This window comes from Candidatus Hodarchaeum mangrovi (genome assembly GCF_975850365.1).
In genome coordinates this window covers 1-18878 of the sequence record NZ_CDLCQJ010000138.1, presented here as the reverse complement: position 1 = coordinate 18878, position 18878 = coordinate 1, and the positions used below count along the sequence as shown (strand labels likewise).

General features: G+C 33.6%; 16 protein-coding genes. 9 read left to right on the top strand and 7 right to left on the bottom strand.

Going from position 1 to position 18878, the window contains the following annotated elements:
• Positions 1-511, top strand: a 511-nt coding sequence (locus tag ACWVCY_RS13400; RefSeq protein WP_455143396.1) for an MFS transporter, incomplete at its 5' end; no start/stop codon positions are given.
• Positions 512-560: 49 nt separating this feature from the next.
• Here ACWVCY_RS13400 and ACWVCY_RS13395 read toward each other — a convergent pair.
• The gene (locus ACWVCY_RS13395; RefSeq protein ID WP_455143394.1) at positions 561-1949 is read right to left on the bottom strand and encodes an NAD(P)/FAD-dependent oxidoreductase; all 1389 of its coding nucleotides are present in this window, start codon (positions 1947-1949) and stop codon (positions 561-563) included.
• Positions 1950-2255: 306 nt separating this feature from the next.
• Between ACWVCY_RS13395 and pyrG the strand changes: the two genes are divergently transcribed.
• Genes pyrG through ACWVCY_RS13370 form a run of 5 tightly spaced genes read left to right on the top strand, consistent with a single transcriptional unit; the run spans position 2256 to position 7108 of the window.
• The gene (gene pyrG, locus ACWVCY_RS13390; protein ID WP_455143398.1) at positions 2256-3869 is read left to right on the top strand and encodes a glutamine hydrolyzing CTP synthase; all 1614 of its coding nucleotides are present in this window, start codon (positions 2256-2258) and stop codon (positions 3867-3869) included.
• A gap of 6 nt (positions 3870-3875) precedes the next feature.
• Positions 3876-4820 carry an aspartate carbamoyltransferase gene (gene pyrB / locus ACWVCY_RS13385; protein WP_455143392.1) on the top strand — a complete coding sequence of 315 codons (945 nt, stop codon included), beginning with the start codon at positions 3876-3878 and terminating at the stop codon, positions 4818-4820.
• A 7-nt stretch (positions 4821-4827) separates the two neighbouring features.
• A complete protein-coding gene (locus ACWVCY_RS13380; RefSeq protein WP_455143391.1) occupies positions 4828-5328 on the top strand; it encodes an aspartate carbamoyltransferase regulatory subunit in 501 nt (166 codons plus the stop codon).
• A 3-nt stretch (positions 5329-5331) separates the two neighbouring features.
• A complete protein-coding gene (locus ACWVCY_RS13375; RefSeq protein WP_455143389.1) occupies positions 5332-6258 on the top strand; it encodes a dihydroorotate dehydrogenase in 927 nt (308 codons plus the stop codon).
• Positions 6251-7108: a dihydroorotate dehydrogenase electron transfer subunit gene (locus ACWVCY_RS13370; RefSeq protein ID WP_455143387.1), complete on the top strand. Its 858-nt coding sequence runs from the start codon at positions 6251-6253 to the stop codon at positions 7106-7108. The genes ACWVCY_RS13375 and ACWVCY_RS13370 overlap by 8 nt, the downstream gene beginning before the upstream one ends.
• On the opposite strand, the gene pyrC is transcribed toward ACWVCY_RS13370, so the two are convergent.
• Both pyrC and ACWVCY_RS13360 read right to left on the bottom strand, forming a co-directional pair.
• On the bottom strand, positions 7095-8339 hold the full coding sequence (gene pyrC, locus ACWVCY_RS13365; RefSeq protein ID WP_455143385.1) for a dihydroorotase: 1245 nt from the start codon (positions 8337-8339) through the stop codon (positions 7095-7097). The two genes, ACWVCY_RS13370 and pyrC, sit on opposite strands and share 14 nt — an antisense overlap.
• 1 nt (position 8340) lies before the next feature.
• Positions 8341-9129, bottom strand: coding sequence for an orotidine 5'-phosphate decarboxylase (locus ACWVCY_RS13360; RefSeq protein WP_455143383.1), 789 nt, complete (start codon positions 9127-9129; stop codon positions 8341-8343).
• A gap of 78 nt (positions 9130-9207) precedes the next feature.
• On the opposite strand from ACWVCY_RS13360, the gene ACWVCY_RS13355 reads away from it, so the two are divergent.
• A complete protein-coding gene (locus ACWVCY_RS13355; RefSeq protein WP_455143382.1) occupies positions 9208-9774 on the top strand; it encodes an orotate phosphoribosyltransferase in 567 nt (188 codons plus the stop codon).
• A gap of 258 nt (positions 9775-10032) precedes the next feature.
• Here the strand turns inward: ACWVCY_RS13355 and ACWVCY_RS13350 are convergent, their stop codons facing one another.
• On the bottom strand, positions 10033-10458 hold the full coding sequence (locus tag ACWVCY_RS13350; protein WP_455143380.1) for a hypothetical protein: 426 nt from the start codon (positions 10456-10458) through the stop codon (positions 10033-10035).
• Positions 10459-10664: 206 nt separating this feature from the next.
• On the bottom strand, positions 10665-10793 hold the full coding sequence (locus ACWVCY_RS13345; protein WP_455143378.1) for a hypothetical protein: 129 nt from the start codon (positions 10791-10793) through the stop codon (positions 10665-10667).
• A gap of 310 nt (positions 10794-11103) precedes the next feature.
• Between ACWVCY_RS13345 and ACWVCY_RS13340 the strand changes: the two genes are divergently transcribed.
• Positions 11104-12396, top strand: a complete 1293-nt coding sequence (locus ACWVCY_RS13340; RefSeq protein WP_455143376.1) for a hypothetical protein — start codon at positions 11104-11106, stop codon at positions 12394-12396.
• Between the two features lie 71 nt (positions 12397-12467).
• Here the strand turns inward: ACWVCY_RS13340 and ACWVCY_RS13335 are convergent, their stop codons facing one another.
• Together ACWVCY_RS13335 and ACWVCY_RS13330 are read right to left on the bottom strand one after the other, a co-directional pair.
• A complete protein-coding gene (locus ACWVCY_RS13335) occupies positions 12468-13952 on the bottom strand; it encodes a cache domain-containing protein (RefSeq protein ID WP_455143374.1) in 1485 nt (494 codons plus the stop codon).
• A gap of 13 nt (positions 13953-13965) precedes the next feature.
• Positions 13966-16734, bottom strand: a complete 2769-nt coding sequence (locus tag ACWVCY_RS13330) for a tetratricopeptide repeat protein (RefSeq protein WP_455143372.1) — start codon at positions 16732-16734, stop codon at positions 13966-13968.
• 193 nt (positions 16735-16927) lie between these two features.
• Here ACWVCY_RS13330 and ACWVCY_RS13325 point away from each other — a divergent pair, with 193 nt between their 5' ends.
• Positions 16928-18808, top strand: coding sequence for a hypothetical protein (locus ACWVCY_RS13325; RefSeq protein ID WP_455143370.1), 1881 nt, complete (start codon positions 16928-16930; stop codon positions 18806-18808).
• Positions 18809-18878: the final 70 nt, after the last annotated feature.

Below are 18878 nucleotides of genomic sequence, written 5' to 3'. Positions count from 1 at the left end.
CGACCCCGAAGAGATTGCTTTAGTTATAGGTATAATAGGAGCACTGGCATTACTAGGTGCCCCTCTTGGCGGAACAATCAGCGACAAATTTGGTCAAAAAAGGACTACTTGGATTTCAGGGATGTTTGGAGGTTTTGTAATGATTTTGATTGGATTTAGAATGTCTATATTTATGCTCGTAGTAGTTTTTACGTTCACACGGTTTCTTTTTAGTATTTTCACTCCGTCGTTCCGTTCTTTACAAAGTGATTTGATACCTGAAGAGGTACGTGGGAAAGAATTTGGTGTTGTTCAAGCTTCTAATAATTTCGGTTCAGTATTAGGGCCTATTCTAGGTGGTTGGTTATATGACCTCTTTCTTCCTTATAATTTTGATTTTGGAAACAATCTTTTATTTTTTGGTCCTGGTATAGCTTTCTTATCTTCAGGTATATTGGTCATTTTTGCAATGGTCTTATTGTTGCTCCTTATAAAACCAAAACCAATTAATGGAAAAACTCTGCCATCTTAAAGGAATAAAAATTCCCCTTATTTTTTCATAATTTTCTAATCTTATTGCTTTATAGTTCGCTAGGTTCCATTTTCAATTTTTTTTTGATGGAACGAGCGGCTACTAGTCCAGAAATACTTGCCTGAACCAACGACCTTGTCACACCTGCTCCGTCACCTATGGCATATAATCCTTTTATTTCAGTCTCTAATTCTTCTGTCAATTTCAATTTATTTGAATAGTATTTTGTCTCCACACCATATAAAAGTGTATTATTTGAATTAACTCCAGGGATTATGGTATCTAACGCTTCTATCATTTCCAATATGCTACAGAGATGACGATAAGGAAGAACAAATGATAAATCTCCTGGAATTGCATCTTTTAGTGTGGGGGTGATTGCAGACCTACGGATTCTCTCATAATTTGATCGTCTACCACGTTTTAAATCAGATAACCTTTGTACAATAACATTTCCATTGGTTAAGAGATTTGCTAATTTACTAACTGAACGGCCATAAGCTAAGGGATCATCGAAAGGTTCTGTAAATCTACTACTGACTAACAAAGCAAAATTAGTATTAGGAGTTTGTTTTTCCTTGCTTGAAAAACTATGTCCATTTACAGTTATAAATTTGTCATTTGTTTCTGGATCGTATACTACCTCTTTGGTCACCTCACCATTTGGACAGACGCAAAATGTACGACATTCCTGTTCAAAGGTGGGTGAATAGTATTTTGCTTTAAACTCGTAAACTAAATCAGTCAAATGTGAACATATTTCCGCTGGTACTTCTACACGGACTCCGATATCAACTGGATTACTTTCCATGGTTAATCCTAGTTCTAATGCAACTTTTCGCATCCAAGCAGCTCCAGACCGCCCTGTTGCCATAATAATGTTTTTTCCCCAATATTCTCCTTTATCGGTAGTAACTCCATGAATATTTTTTTCCCCGATCTTAATCCCTCTAGCTGTTTCATCGAAATTAATTTTTACCTTTGTTGTATGCGTCAAGAAGTCATGCATTCGTGCAAGGATCTCAGCACATACATCTGTTCCGATATGTAAAAGTCTGTAAGGGACCAAAGTAATTCCATTTTTAAGAGCATTTTTTCGTGCATTATTGATGGCTTCTCCCTCACCAGTTACTAATCGATCAGGTGATGCTCCAAATTCTAGATAAATATCTTCTATTTCTTTAATTAAGTTTTCAAGAGTTCTTAAAGGTAAATAGTCAGCCAAAAATCCTCCTACGTCAGGAGTTAATGTTAATTTTCCATCAGAGAAAGAACCCGCTCCACCCCACCCTTGCATGACCTGATTTCCTCCAATGCGATGTTTTAGATTATGTCCACTTTCTAGCATTAGAATTTTGATCGGTTCAGTAATTAATTCTAAGGCTGAAAATATTCCTGCGGGTCCTGTTCCGATAATGATTATATCATAAACATCCATTTGCTTCAACTCAGCAAATTATAATCCTTTGAATGAGGTACTGGCATTAGACTCTCTTTTGGAAATAATAAAATATATTACTTCTTTTACAATAGCTACAAAAGACCATATTGGAAGTGAGACTATAATATTAAAAGGTCGATCATCTTATATTTTATTTTCAAAATAAAGATTGATTTGGATTATTTACTTAATTACCTTAAGAATTAGTATTAATAGATTGATTTCATTCCTAAATTAGCCTTAAAAAAGACTTAATATTAGATTGACTTAATAAAATAAAATATATATATTTATATTAATTTGGTGATTAAAATACTGCATAAATACATAATAGTAACTGGAGGTGTGCTATCAGGACTTGGAAAGGGATTATTTGCTGCTTCTTTAGCCAAACTCTTGGAAGCTTCAGGATTTAGAACTACTCCAATAAAATTTGATGGTTACTTAAATGTTGATGCTGGAACTATTAACCCCTTCAAACATGGAGAAGTCTTTGTCTTAGATGATGGAACCGAGACTGATATGGATCTTGGTGAATATGAACGTTTTTTAAATAAATCGTTAGATTCATGGTCTTCATTAACTGGAGGTCAGATTTTTCATTTAATTATTGAGAAAGAACGGCAAGGCGAATTTTTAGGACAGGATATTCAATTTATTCCCCATGTAACAAATGAAATAATTCAATGGATTCGACAAAAGGATGAAGTTACCGATATTACACTTGTTGAGGTGGGTGGAACGGTTGGAGACATAGAAAACTCGTATTTTATTGAAGCAATGCGACAGTTAAGTTTGAAAGTAAATTCTACCGATTTATGCTGGGTTCATGTTACACTAGTTCCAACTTTGAAAGTAGTGGGAGAACAGAAAACAAAACCAACCCAAACAAGCGTTAAAATCCTTCAGGGGATGGGAGTTCAACCTGATATTCTCCTCTGTCGTACAGATTCCCCATTAAGTGAAGATGTTCGAGAAAAAATTGCAATGTTTTGTAATGTGCCTATAAATAATGTTATTTCAGGTCACGATATACCAGTTACATATAACTATCCTTTCCTGTTAATTGAGGAAAATATTTTAAATAGTGTATCACAAAAATTGAATTTGAATATCCAAAAAATCCCAAATCTTGATAAATGGAAAGAATTAGTCTTCTCTATTTCTTATCCAACTGAGAAACTACGAGTTGGATTAGGAGGGAAGTACACTCAGCTTGGAGATGCTTATGTATCAGTAACTAAAGCTTTAACTCATGCTGGCGCTCATTTAGGAGTGGGAATTACCCCAGTCCTAATAGAGACTACAGATGAAAATAATCATGAAATCATTGACGAATTGAGTAGATGTGATGGTCTTATTATTCCAGGTGGATTTGGATTAAGAGGAATTGAAGGGAAAATCAGACTAATTAAAGAGACTCGTGAGAAAGGTATACCATTTCTTGGATTATGTTTAGGTTTACAGTGTGCTATTATTGAATTTGCTCGTAATGTATGTGGATTAGAGAATGCCAATTCAACTGAATTTGACTTGCATACTGAATATCCTGTTATTGATCTCCTCCCCTCACAAAAGAAAGTTTATCGAAAGGGAGGAACCATGCGATTAGGGTCTTATCCTGTGAAAATTCAAGAGGGAACTTTAGCACATCAAATCTACGAACAAACAATAATTCATGAGCGATTTCGTCATCGTTATGAAATAAATCCTGATTATTTAACTCAATTTGAATCACATGGGTTTGTTTTTTCAGGAAAATCTGCAGATGAATCTGTTGTTCATATAGGAGAATACCATAACCATCCATTTTTTATTGGAACTCAATATCATCCTGAATTTCTATCACGGTTTGAAAATCCCTCCCCAATCTTCCTTGCATTTGTTAGAGCTTGTCAAGAATATAAACGGAGATAAAAACATATGTATGATCAAAAAGAAACAGTTTCCCATATAATTGGGATACGAGACATGAAAGAAGAATATATTCAGGAAATTATCAACCAGACCTATGAGATTAAGAAATTTCCCTCTAAATATTCCAACTTACTTAATGGTAGGATATTAGCTTTAGCATTCTGGGAACCCAGTACTAGAACACGTCTCTCGTTTGAAAGTGCAATGTTAAGGCTTGGAGGTACCTGTATGGGCTTCTCAAGTCAAGCTGGGACATCAATTGAAAAAGGTGAATCTTTATCTGACACAATCACCATGCTTGCTAGCTACTCTGATTGTATTGTACTCCGTCATCCTCATCGTGGTTCTGCAAAGTTGGCAGCAAAAATAGCTGATCGTCAAGGTGTTTCAGTGATTTCAGGAGGTTCAGGAAGTCAGGAACATCCAACTCAAGCTCTTTTGGATATTTTTACGATTCATGAAAAATTAAAGCGATTGGATGGATTAAATGTAGGATTAGTTGGTGATTTAAGATATAGCAGAACGATTTCTTCTCTTCTTTTTGCCTTATCTAAATTTGGAAAAAATACAATTTACTCGATTTCCCATCCTACACTAAGTCTTCAAGAAGAGCTTCTTTATGATTTAGAAGATTCCAACCTCAACATTATAAACTTAGAAAATCTTAGTGAAATTATAGGAGAGTTAGATGTATTATATATTACACGACTCCAAAAAGAAAGATTCCCTGATCCAATGTTGTTTAATAAAGTTAAAGGTTCATATCAAGTTCATCCATCCTTAATGAAACTTGCCAAGGACTCACTTATCATAATGCATCCTCTTCCTCGGGTGGATGAAATTCCTTATGCAATCGATCAACTTCCACAAGCATTATATTTTGAACAAGCTAAGAATGGAGTTTTTACAAGGATGGCTCTTCTTAAAAAATTGTTAGAACACAGGAAGTGACTATCAAATGGAAAATGATGAGTTGGCTGATAAAAAACAATTAATAGTTAATAAAATTGATAATGGAATTGTTATTGATCATATTACTCCTGCTGGAACTGCGTTTTTTGTTCTTCAGGCATTGAAAATTGATAATCATTATCCACACTCTGTATTTGTCGCAATAAATGTTTCATCTAAACGATTAGGACGAAAAGATGTTTTAAAAATACGAAATATAAAGGAATCAGATCTTAATCTAGAGATGCTAGGATTATTAATAGCTGGAAGTAATTTGGTAGTTATTGAGGACTATAAAATAATTAGAAAAGTACGATTGGAGACTCCAGAGTTTACTCGTGGGTTATTTCAATGTCCAGGTCATTCCTGCATTACTAAGTTACATGAAGATGTTGAACCTGAATTCAAAGTTATAAAAAGTAATGGTACTAATGAATCAGTAAAATTGCGATGTATCTACTGTGATAAGATATTTGATGTCTTTCAAACCTTAACAATGGTGTCTTAATTATTGAATCAATTAGAAGCAACTATTGGGTCTATTGTATTAAGAAATCCATTGATTTTAGCTTCTGGAATACTTGGTTCAAGTTATTCAACATTAAACAAAATTTATCATGAAGGTTTTGGGGCGGTTGTAACAAAATCAGTGGGTTTAGAACCAAGAGACGGATACTCGAATCCAAGCGTTTTTTATATTCCTGAGACTCAATCCGTGATCAATGCTGTTGGTTTAGCAAATCTTGGGTATGAAAAATTTGGAGAGGAGCTTAAAAATATTGATAAAGATACTAAATATGTTATTTCAGTTTTTGGTTCCTCCCCAGAGGAGTTTCATCAAATTATTACATTCTTTGAAGAATTTGAATTACCTAAACCAATTGCATTTGAGATTAATTTAAGCTGTCCCCATGCAGATAAAGTTGGATTAGCCATAGGTACAGATCCAGAAGTTGTTTCTGAAATTATATCCGAAGTAAAATTGTGTAGTTCAATCCCAATCTGGGTGAAACTAACTCCTAATATCACAGACATAATTCCAATTGCAGAAGTTGCATTGGATTCTGGAGCAGATGTTATTGTTGCGATAAATACTCTAAAAGCCCTATATATTGATATTCAAATAAAAAAACCATTCCTTAGCAATAAGAGAGGAGGATTATCTGGAAGAGCTATTAAACCAGTTGGAGTTAGGATGATTTATGATCTATTCGATTATTTTGGTAAAAATATTCCTTTAATTGGGGTTGGAGGGGTATGGAAATGGGAAGATGTGATAGAATATATTCTTGCAGGAGCCTGTGCAGTACAAATAGGTTCAGCATTGGTGAGGGCTTCAGCTCTAGACCTAACTACTGAAATTATAACAGGGATTGTAGGGTACCTGGAAGAAAATTCTTCCTCCCTTTATTCATTAAGAGGATTGGTACATGAATAATATGGTAAGATATGATCTCCCAAGAAGTTTACCAGTGATCTCGAAGAAGAAAGAAAATGTGAAAACAGCTACTCTTGAATTCCATCTTCATGAGTTTATTGCGACGATACCCGGTCAATTTTTTATGCTTTGGCTTCCAAATGATGATGAGATTCCGATTTCCATTAGTAAAAGACAAAAAAAACATCTTTTCTTTACTATTTGTGACTTAGGTCAAACCTCCAGAAACATGATCAATATCGATCCTGGAACCTTAATCGGTTTACGAGGTCCATTTGGAAATGGATTCAGGCTAACTAAAAAAAAGACTGCTCTAATTATTGGAGGAGGTATGGGTATGGCTCCTCTTCGTTATCTTCTTTCAGAAATATGTTTAAAAAGGGATAAGAACGTTGTTTTAATATATGGTGCTAAAACGGACAATGAGCTTCTCTTTAAGGAAGAATTAGAAAAGCTTCCCCTGAATCAATTAATTTATTGCACTGAAGATGGTAGTGAAGGTTATACTGGATATCCTACTGATAGAATGAATGATTTCCTCGCAAATTATCCTTTTGATCAGTCCACAATAGAAATATATGCCTGTGGTCCCGAATTGATGTTAAAGAATGTTCTAGAGATATCAAAACTATACGACTTAATCCCTGTTACTCAAATTAATCTTGCAGATCGCTATATCAAGTGCGGATTTGGAATTTGTGGATCATGTATTCTGGATGCTAATGGATTGAGCATTTGTCGTGATGGTCCTGTTTTTCGGGGTGATATATTAGTAAAAGTTACTGATTTTGGGTTTTTTGGGAGAAACAAAAATGGTTCTAAATATATCTTTGAATCTAAATCTCATTAAATGAAATATGGCCCTTATGAATAGTTAAAACAGGCCATCCGCACAATTTCTGTCCTTCCCATGGAGACCATTCACATTTAGTCTTTAATTCATCAGCTAAAACAGTTTTTTCTTTTAAGGGGTCAATAATTGTCAGATCTGCTATTTCATTCTCTTGAATTCCAGAGGAGTTACTTAATCCCATTAACTTTCGTGGATTTAATGAAAAAGTATTCATGATTAAATCCATCTTTTTCTCACTGATTGGCTTAAGCTTATTCAATATTACAGCAAGTGCTGTTTCTAGTCCTGGTATTCCACTTAAGAAAACCTCAAGTTTTTCATTCTTTGTATGTGGGGCGTGATCTGTAGCAATAATCGGAATTTGAGCATTTAGATAAAGATTCCAGAGATCATGTTGTTCTTTCTTGGAACGTAATGGTGGATTCATCTTCCCCCAGGTACCTAATCTTTCATAATCATCTCGATTTAGACTTAAATGGTGTGGAGTTGCTTCAAAAGAGCAAAAATTTGAAATTAGAGAAATTACAGATTCTTTTAAGGTAATATGGGCAAAATGTATTGATGAATTTGATTTTATGGAATTTTTAAGTGTAATAATTCTGTTAATTGCTTTTGTTTCTGTTGAGGGCCCTCTTATCTCACAATGATGTTTTACTCGATCATTATACTTCTTTGTATTAAGTTCAATTAATGCATTATCTTCCGCATGGATACTAAGAAATTTACCTTCTGCTTTTATAAAGTTGAGAATATCTTCTTCAGTTGTTTGATAATTTCCTGTAGTATCTCCGAAATATGCTTTAAAAAATGAATAATTAGAAAGTAAATATGAATTTGTATCGGAATTAAGCATTAAATATGGAATAATTGTTATAAAAGAAATTTTATTAGCTTTTTTAGTGAATCTGTCAAGATCCTCCAAGTTGAGCATTGGGGGTATTTTATTAGGCATATCAAAAACAGTAGTATACCCACCAGCGGCAGCAGCTTTCGCTCCTGTGAGTAAAGTTTCTTTTGATGATTCTTCAAAATCTCTTAAATGTGAATGAATATCAACTAGTCCAGGAATAACAAATTTCCCTTTGAGATTAAATATCTGTTCGCTTCTTTGTTGAGAGTTTGGGGCCCGAAGAAACGTTTTTTGAATAACACCTGTTTCCTCATTAATTAAAATATTAATTCTGAGATATTTATCCTGGATTTTTACTTTAGAATTAGTTAAAAGCAATCTAAAAACCTGATTCACTCACTTCAATATTAAATTTCCTTAATTTAGTAAGTGGATCTCTATCATAAATAATGGAACGACCTACATTGAATATAACATCTTCCTCAAATAAATCGAGCAGTATTTTCATGTTTCCACCTTGAGCTCCTATACCAGGAGCTAGTATTACTTTATTATGAAGTTCATATTTTAATAATTGTAAGTCCTTTTCTGTAATATGACCCGTGGTTCCAATAACAACTCCATCAGCAAATTTATCTGCTAAGCGAGCTATATATTGAAAAATTGCTAATCCATCTAAATAAGCATTTTTCACCCAGATAGCTTCAGGGTTAGACATTAGAACTAGAAAAAAAGAAGCTAGCATGGCTGAATGACCCATTTGAGCGATTTCCTGAATATTACCTGGATAAGGACTAGCTGTAAAACCATCAAATCCTTCTTGAGAAAAACGATATATTGCTTGTTCGTTTGTAGACCCAATGTCTGAGAGCTTATGGTCAATAATAATTGGTTTTTTAAATTTATGAGCGGTTTCTGTAATTAGCTGGATCTCTTCAATAGAAAGATCAAGAATATATTGGCGATTGATTTTAAAGGCACAGCATTCAGGTGCTAAATTATTTATTAAGTTGATTATTATTTCAAGCTTATTTTGTTCCTTCTTTAAAGTATTACTTTCCCTACTGCCATATGTAGCTAAATCGAGTCCCACACAAATTCTACTATTGCTTTTCTTCTTTGAGAATTGAAGTAAGGCATTAAAGGTCATTTCAGTATCCGTTTGCACTGTCAGATCCTTTCTTTAAAAGCTTTTTAAAAAGTGTTTTTATAATAAAAAAAAAGATTATAATGTTGGGTGAACTTTTTGATCCCTCTGGAGTCAGCTTTAAAAGTAGAGTTATTGCATATTCTTAAAAAACTAGATATTGTTAAATCTGGGGAATTTCTCCTCAAAGATGGCACAATTTCTTCAATTTATATAGACTTGAGAATCCTCCCTAACTTTCCAAAGGAATTTCAAAGAGTGATTAAAATTGCTTCTATGTTTTTGGACGCCAATCACCTTATTCAAACAATTGAAGGAATAACAGCTCCTCCATTAGCAGGGATTCCTCTTGGAGTCGCTTTATCGTTAGAATTAGAAAAATCCTTTTTTTTAACCCGAGTGCAACAGAAAGATCATGGAACAAGAAAATTAATTGAAGGAGATATTCGTGGAAAACGAATATTAATTGTAGACGATGTAATTACATCAGGAGCGAGTAAAGATCCAATTATTCAATCTATTAAGGCTTATGAAGGACAGATTTGTGGATTATTCGTTATATTAAACCGTATTCATAATAAAGAGATCCTTCGCAAATTTTTGTCCAAAAACAAAGTCAATTTTTATTACCTTTTGGATTTTGAAGATATAAAGGCTATTAACTGAGCTAGAATTAGAAAAATGATTAATAATAGAGGAAAATTATTTGAAAAACCTAGAGTATTTGTAGATCCAGTGGTTTGACTGGTCACTGAGGATGATGTGGTATTTATCGCTTCTTCCAATGTGATTTTAATCTCAATTATAGGCCTTGGTCCCTATTCTTTTGGAGCAATAGGAGTATTTTTCGAAATATAATAAAGAATTGAATAAGTCTCATTATTTGAGAATCACCAGAATAAATCTTTGACCGTACTTTCTTCTTCATAACGCAAGTGTTGTTGAACTATCCACCCATAGGAAGTATGAATGACAAATATGACACCTAAATTCCCCTGTGGAGATTTTATCAAATTTATTACAAAAGTCCTCCATTTTTGCAATAATGGATGCTTTATCTAAATTGGTAATACATTCCTTATCCATATAAAGGGTACAAAAGTTATTACTTCCAAGCAACCTAGCATCTACTTGGGACAATTCTTGTGTTATATAACTATATGCCCAAAAGGAACGAGTTTCGGGTAAAGCGGGGAAAATATTAATATTGGTGAAACTTTGTACTAAAATGACTGGAAAAAGGATAATTAGTGTTATAAGACAAGAAATTACTTTATATTTAATGATTAAAGGTATATGCTCTCCAGTTTCCTTAAAAAACCTAATAAATGGAATAAAGTATACGTACAAGAAGGTTAAAGAGTTTTATAACCTTAAGGATAATGGTAAAAAACCTAATGAAGGTCTTAGGTTATATCTGCATATATAATTCTCTAATTTTTAAGTACATTACTTTAATGAAAAATTTCTTCCCTTCCTCATATCAGCTGTATCAGTTATGACAAGAACATTGCTAGAAACAGACCAAAAATAAAATTTTTTTTACAATTATCCTTTTATGGTCTACTTACCTGTTTAATTCTTTCTTCTCGTTCCGCCTTCTTCTTTTTTAGGAAAGCGTCAAATTCAGCCTTTTTTTGAGCTTTTTTCTGCTCATTTATTTGTTGTGCTTTTTTCTTATCCATTTTCAATCTACATCATTGGAATAATATCCAAATTAAATGTATTTAGCTAATTTATAAGGGTAATCTTGGATGCAATTTTCTCAAAGATTGGAATAAGTTAAATTTAGAGACAAAAAACTGGAGATTATGTGCATTATTTTAGATTTAAACTAAATAAAGTAAAAGGTTGGCTTTTAGGGATTAAGTGTAGTTAAGAGAATAGGGAAATTATCATCAATGAATTTCTGTAATCGATTAGTTTAAGTGATATCGTAATAAATTAACGAATTAAATAGAGATTAATTTCTCTTTTGTTGGAATGAATCCAATTATGGCAGATTATTCAATAAAATCCTCTTTAAAGGATTATCAAGTTAAATTAGAAAAGGTTTCATTCTTTTCGCCACCCTCTGATTGTTATGCTATCACTATTGGGAAAATAACTAAGGAATTACCTCAAATCGTTTTGAGTTGTTATGATGATAAGCTTCATATTATTAGTCCTGATGGTACTAAGGAATCATCTCTGGATTGGTCAACCCAGTTTACCTGCTTAGCAATTGGAAGCATTAAAGGTAAAAATTTAATTTCAGGGGGTTTGGATGGCTTGGTTCGTGTTATTAATACTTCAGGTAAACTAGTTTGGGCAACTGATTTAGGTGATTCCATAAAAAGTATTTCTTTAGGGGATTTTGAGGATGATAAAGAATCAGAAGCGCTTGTTATAGCCCAAGCCAATACTGCTATTCTCTTAACGAGTAATGGCTCTGTTTTATGGCGAAAAACTTTTCCTTCACGAATTTCTAGTGCAATAATTGGTACTTTTGAGTCTGACAGAAAGAATAAAGCAATTATTATGGAGCAGGATGGTAAAGTACATATATTAAATCTTCGTGGCAAAATAGAACAAAGTTATACTCTAGGAAGGAAAATTTCTCGCGGAACTCTACTAGCTTTGGGTATTCATCGTTTCCTAGTTACATCATTTGATAATAAAATTTCGATTTGGATTCTAACTGGAGAACCAGCACTTCTTTATGAGTATGAAGATGCTGAACGAATACGAATTATTGTAACAGGGAAATTATTTGACTCTGAAAACGATTCTCTCGTTATATTGACTAAAAAAGGAACTATTTCTATCTATCGCGTGATTGTACAATTAATAGATCCGGATGGAAAGGTTATTAGCAAATCTCAGCTTGTTAAAGCAGGTGTAGATCTTATTGAGTTACGTCCATTAATATTAGAATTATCTAGGAGCTTTGGAGTATCTGGGATACCAATTTCACGACTCCACAGAAAATATGTTGATTCTACGAATTATCCTATTTCGTATAATGATTTTTATGCAGATATTCTTGCGTTTCAAAGCAGTGGACAGTTAGGGGGAAGAATTGACATGTATGGAACCCCTGATATCGCGCTCGATGACTTATTAATAATTTCAACTGATAAATTCTTCTGTATGTCATGTAACGAGCTTAAATCGGTGCTAGAATCTCATCATCAGTGTAAAGCCTGTTTAAGATTCCTTTGTGAGAAGTGTTACACCGAAAGAGAATCAGTTGGCTATGTTGAATGTCCATTCTGTTATGCAAACGAATTTTCATTACTACAATAATTTTGTAAAGAAAAATTAGGTTCAATGTAAATTTCAATTAATTCTAAGGAAAAGAAAAAACTGGAAAAGATCTAGGTATCCCAGAATGAATCATCAAGTCCCTTTTGATCTTTCTTTGTTTCAGTTTTTAGAGTGGATAACATTCCCTTAAAAGCTCGAGTTAAATCACCAACTTCGTCCTCTTGAGCCTCTAGCTCTTTATCTATTTGAATATCAAGTTCTCCAAGAATATCCTCACGAATTTTATCAGTAGCCATTTTCGAAGCAATATTAGTCAACTTTGTGATCGGCCTGATAATTCTATTAGACAACCATATTCCAATTGATAATGAAGCAACTACGGCGATGGCAATGATAGTTACTACTTGTATTAACGCACTGAGAGTCGCTGTTTCAATTCTATTTTGAAGAGGTGCAACGGAGGCAATTGCTTCACTGACTGGGACAACTATTAAACAGATATAATCTCCTTTTCCAACAGGAGCAAATGCGATATATCGTGCTTGAGTATTACGAACATATTCAACAACTCCAGATTCTCCACTGGTAATAACTGTTAAATGTCCAAGTAATAACGAAGGACTTCCATCAAAGTTGATCTCAACTTCTTCAATTGAAGGAAGATCAACATTAGGGTTTATTGCCGTCCATTCAGGATGAGCAACCACTAATCCAGATTGTTGTATTAATACTGCATACCCTGTTTCAAGTATAGTAATATCAATAATCTTTTCCTTAATACTCTCAATTGTTATATCTGCAAAAATACATCCAAGCAAATTCTGATTCCCAGGATGGTAAATCGCTTTTCCAATTGTAATTAATAATGCACCATCTATAGGGTCAAAATACGGGGCAGTAAAAACTATATTTCCAAATCCATTTCGAACTTCTGTGTACCAGTCCTCTTCAGTAGCAGTGAATGGATCCGTTTGCCGTTCAATATCAGTGCCACCAACGACAGAGCCCGGATAATTAATAAATAAGTTCTCGTGTTCAAAGGCAATGTATAACCATCGTATTTCCGGCATATTAATATGTATCAGTTTGAAAATGACATCCATATTAGCAGTACGGCTTACTGTGTCATTAAGTTGGCTATCAGCCTCTAATAGAGTCAAATAGTTGCTACTACTAGAACCTGGGAAATAAAAGCTAGAATAATCCCAGGACAAATATACTCCATAATATGGATCAAGATAGGTCCCATTCGGAAAATTCTGTAAACCCCGATCATATTCGAAAAAGTAATCATAGTAGCTACGCCGATAATTATATGGTGAGGTAGGCCGGAAGAGGTTTTCACATTCCTCAGCCATTGCGTTGACCATGGCTTCTGCATTGGATAATTTTCGATTAATAACTAAGGCATTTTGTTCTGCAGTTTGTTCAATATTATCTTTTATCTGGGTTTTTAAAGCATCAGTACTCATTACCGTTGTAGTTTGCCCAATGAGACTAATAAAAATTAATGAAAGCCCACCAACTAGGACTAATGAAATTAAACTGAATACTGCAAAGCTAATCACAATATTTTCCCTTATACTTCGTACCATTGTTTATACCTCCTTAGTCCTCACTCACATCAAATCCTTCAACGTCAACCTGTCCGATTGCATCTTTAATCTCCTCGAATGCTTCCTCAATAGCTCTTTCTATTTGGGTACTTGGTTTTGAAACATCTATATATCTACCCCGTGGAGTAGCATTACATAATTCTTGTAAGGGCCTGGCAATTCTTCTTACTTCCTCACCTACGCCTACAATGGCAATATTAATAGTTAATAGATTTTCATCAATAAAATCAGGAATTGAAGTAGCTTTTACTCCAATTTTCTCTGATAATTTTGTAAAAAATTCAAAAGTTCTTCGACCATGACGTAATATAGAGAAGCGTTCACTGGAATTATCCTCACCGTCTGTTAAAGCAATTAGCCATTTTTGCTCATTACCTTTCTCTTTATTCAGAAAGTTTAGTGCATCTCCTAGAGCATCATAAAAAGCTGTCATACCACTTGGATATCTTAATTCTTTGATCTTCCGTAGTATATTCTTTTCATTCCCTTCAACTTGTGTCAAGGGTAAAATTGTCCTTGATTGATTATTGAAGATTACTATTCCAACTTTATCTTGAGGATTTATTTGACCTTCGAAGAGCTTTGTTGCTCCGCGAACAGCTGAACGGATTTTTTGTCCTTCCATTGATCCACTATAGTCAAGGACAAACAACGCCATCTTTGGATGCATAATCTTTTTTCGGATCATTTCAGCACTAATTCTGGCTTTATGACTATCTGTGGGCTGATCTAGCTCTTCATAGGCTGTACTTAAACGTTCTAAACAATGCAATGCTAATCGGACATCATCAATAGATTTTGCTAAATCAAAGGATTTTAATAAGTATTCCAATGATTCTTTATACTTACCCTGTCCCATAAAGAAAATTGCATAGGTGAGATAGGTATTTGCCAGTCCTCGGGTGTCATTATTCTTTTCTGCTAGGTTCATTGCCTCCTTAAAGAATTTTTCAGCTTTGTTTTTGTCTTCTAATCGTTCGTAGACAATACCAATATTTCCTAATCGTGTGATTAATCCTTTGACATTTGAAGTCTCTTCATCATACTGTTTAGCAGTTTCAAGCATCTGTAAAGCTAATTTATAGTCTTTCTTATCTAGATAGAGTATCCCTAAATTGTTAAATCGTGATGCTAATCCTCTTTTATCTTTTTGAATATCTCCTATCCGAATGGCTTCAAAGTATGCTTCTTTTGCCTTATCGAAATCTCCCCATGCACGATAAATGTTTCCTAAATTATTTGTAGCTATTGCAATTCCTCTTTCATTCTTTGTAGTTGTAAATAGTTCATGTGCTTTCTTATAATTCTGATATGCTCGTTTCAAGTCACCACGATAATAATCTGTATTTCCAAACCGTAAGGAAGTTAATAAATTATCAAAGGCTGAATGTAACGTAGCCACCTCTTTTCCCATGGAAGAAGCACTACTTCTTAAATCCCGTGATAGATCTCCTTCTGCTATGAAATTCACCATACGAGTTAATTCGTTGACTGGTTGTACAATACGATTTGAGATAATGGATCCCACAACTACTACTAACGTGAGAATTATGATTAGAATTACTGCAAAAAGAAATGTTTGTTGAACTGTTAATCCTGAAATTGTTTCCCTAACTTGTACAGCAGAAGCAATGATGTCTGATTCAGGAACCATAATACCTAAGGAATAACCTGCTACTGTAATTGGTGCATAGGAAATAAACCAAGATTTTCCGTTCTTAAGAAAAGAATCTGTTCCTGATAAACCCTGTGTCATTTTAGAAACTATTGAACTTTCAAACGAATTTTGTTCATCCATATTTATGAATTCTAATTCACCTATTGAAGGAAGTTCTTCTGCCTCTTGATCCAACTCAGGATGCGCAATAACAGACCCATCACTCCCCAAAAGAAAGGCATAACCATTATCCAAGAAGGATATTCCTAGGACTTCTTCAACTATTGAAGTAATCGTAATATCTGCGCCAACAACGCCAAATAACGTTCCATTTTGATAACGCATAGGACGAGTGATAGAAATAATCAAACCTACCGCTGGATCCCAATAAGGACTTATAAAGGCACTAGCTGTCTCATTGAGAAGAGTAGTAGCAGTAGTATACCATTCTTCTTGTAAAGGATCATAATCTGTTCCGTCATCATAATAATCTAAGAAATATTCTAAATTATTATAGGGGTAATTCCTAAAGAGATGCCCTTCTCCTTCAAATCCAGCATAAATCCAAACATAATTAGTATTCGCCGCATGAAGGGACTTAAACGCATTATCCATATTTGAAGAGGCATTCAAAATTGTTTGCATCTTCAGACTTAAATCGAATGGATTTGCTGGGGTTGGTGCATATTCTCTTGGTAGAAAATAACAGCTTACATCCCAAGATATTTCCGGGGGATCATAATTATAATTATTTATTAGCCCTGGGACAACCAGCCCTGAATTCGTATTCTCAAGAACCTTATCCCAATAATAAGTGTGTTGGGGAGTAATATTAATTTCATTATTGAATAATACCTCAGTATAATTATCAAGCATTTTTACCTCAGAAATCCATTGTTTAAAGGTTTCATTTACAAAAATACCTTCATCTTGTACCATTCGTTGTAATTGTTCTAATGAGTCTGTCTTGAGTGCCTTTGCTGAATCATTAGAGTTTTCTTCACTAAGTAAAATGATCTGTATTCCACTCAATATGGCAAGGATCGATACTGGAATAATTAATAAAGTAATAAAGGTGATGAGTAATTTTTGACTTATCTTCATTTAATGCCCTCTTATAGAAATTCCATCTTAATTTTATCATTTAAATTCTCTTAAAGGAGAAGTTCTACTTTCAGAAAGAGAGGTCCATCTTTTAAATTCTTTCAATGTAGAACTCGGGAAACCTAGATCTTTTAAAGGATAGAAATTAAATAGAAATTAAGGACATTTGAAAATTTTGGTGGGAAAACTCTAGGTGAATGAGATAAATTGGACAATAGAAGACTCAAGAGCTCTCTATGGTATTGGCAAAAATTTTAGAGAGTTTCATTTTCTAGATATTAATGAAAAAGGGGAATTATGTTTAAAAATTCAAGGACAAATCATTTCAATTAAAACAATCTTGGAAACAGTCTATACACAAATCAAGGAGCAATTAGGAGATATTACACAAGCACCCTCATTGACTTTGAGAATTCCTCAATTGGTTGAATATCAGATTGAAAAAATTGTGTCCTCATTTAATAGAAATTTTAATGAATTTAAGTATCAGGGTAAGTTCCACGCAGTTTACCCCATAAAGGTTAATCAACAAGCCCATGCAATTAAAACCGTTTTAGATTCAAAAATTATTCAGTATGGGCTAGAAGCTGGAACTAAAGCTGAATTTATTATAACTCTCGAAGCTCTAAAAGAGAAGAGGGAACATCTTATTGTTTGCAATGGTGTTAAAGATGAGGATTATTTAGGACTTGCGTTAAGAAAACTAAATGAGGGATGGAATATCCTTATATCGATTGAAACACTTCGAGAACTTGAAACATTATATAAAATTGATCCTGATTTTAACTCAAAAATTTGTTTACGTTTAAAGCCCTATATTCCAGTTTCAGGGCATTGGGCTCACTCATCGGGTAGAGACTCTAAATTCGGTTTATCTATCGCTGAACTGGATGAAATTCTTAATTTTCTTATATCCAAGAAAAAGAAAAACATATTATTTGCTCTTCATGCTCATATTGGATCACAAATCACTTCATTAACTGATTTTAAGGCGTTAGCTGAATATCTTACATCTTATTATACCTTTCTAAGAAAAGAAGGTTATGATAACCTTCAAACCTTAAATTTTGGAGGAGGACTCCCAATTGATTATGAAGGTCTAGTTACTGTACAAGAACCAGATACTATAGAATTTTATGTTCAAAATATAGTTAAAGGAATCATTTCAAATATTGAAGAGAATACCCATCCTAATATTCTAATTGAAGTAGGTAGGGGAATTACTGCACTTTCATCATTAGTTTTGGTACAAATTCTTGAAATTAAAGATATTTACCCTCAAGGAGAAGTATTAGGGAAAAATTATTACAGTTGGAAGAAAAAAATTGATTCTATTCAATCTTTAGATGACTTCATGTTATTGTACAAGAATTTCAAAGATTTTGATATTGAAGTAACTAGTAAATGTAAAAACATGGTCGAATTGAAGAATCATGAACACTTAATTGGTTTTTTAAGACTAAAATTCAGAGAAAAGATAATTAAGCATTTTGATTCAGCCCAAATTACAAAAATTCTTCAGGAACCTCAAGTAAATGAATTATTAATCGTCGCATCAAAATTTGCAATAGGAAATTTCTCTGTGTTTAACAGTGCCTGTGACTATGTTTTAGTGAATCAATATTTTCCAATATTTCCTATTGAATTTCTTAACTTCCCTCCAGAGACGTTACTTCGTTTAGTAGATATTACATGTGATTCTGACGGGGAAATGAACCGATTCTTAACAAAAAGAAACAAAAAACTTTTCCATACAAATGATAATTTTCTTTTAAGCTTCCCTGAACCTCAAGAGTTACAGGGAATACCTGTTGCGAATGTTAATGGATTGAATGAATCATATCTAGCAATTGCATTGACAGGAGCCTATCAAGATATTATCCAATTTGATCACAATCTCTTGGGTAACCTTCCTGATGTTGAGATTCGTTTAAATCATGATGGCTGGAAAATTCGATGGATTTCTTCAAGTGAGAGCACATCAAATATATTAGCAAAAGTTGGATTTAGAATTCCTGATGAGGAATACACCTTGATAAAGACCTCTTATGCTAAGGACTCATGGAATCGTTAATAAAGAGATTATTTCATTGTTGATTCAAGGTAATAGATATTGGAGAATTATTGATCCTATGGGGAGTAGG

Bases quoted from the DNA above. Each gene is read 5' to 3' on its own strand.
- ACWVCY_RS13395 (WP_455143394.1), bottom strand. From the start codon at position 1,949: ATGGATGTTTATGATATAATCATTATCGGAACAGGACCCGCAGGAATA.
- ACWVCY_RS13380 (WP_455143391.1), top strand. From the start codon at position 4,828: ATGGAAAATGATGAGTTGGCTGATAAAAAACAATTAATAGTTAATAAA.
- ACWVCY_RS13330 (WP_455143372.1), bottom strand. From the start codon at position 16,734: ATGAAGATAAGTCAAAAATTACTCATCACCTTTATTACTTTATTAATT.
- pyrB (WP_455143392.1), top strand. From the start codon at position 3,876: ATGTATGATCAAAAAGAAACAGTTTCCCATATAATTGGGATACGAGAC.
- ACWVCY_RS13370 (WP_455143387.1), top strand. From the start codon at position 6,251: ATGAATAATATGGTAAGATATGATCTCCCAAGAAGTTTACCAGTGATC.
- ACWVCY_RS13345 (WP_455143378.1), bottom strand. From the start codon at position 10,793: ATGGATAAGAAAAAAGCACAACAAATAAATGAGCAGAAAAAAGCTCAA.
- ACWVCY_RS13335 (WP_455143374.1), bottom strand. From the start codon at position 13,952: ATGGTACGAAGTATAAGGGAAAATATTGTGATTAGCTTTGCAGTATTC.
- ACWVCY_RS13340 (WP_455143376.1), top strand. From the start codon at position 11,104: ATGGCAGATTATTCAATAAAATCCTCTTTAAAGGATTATCAAGTTAAA.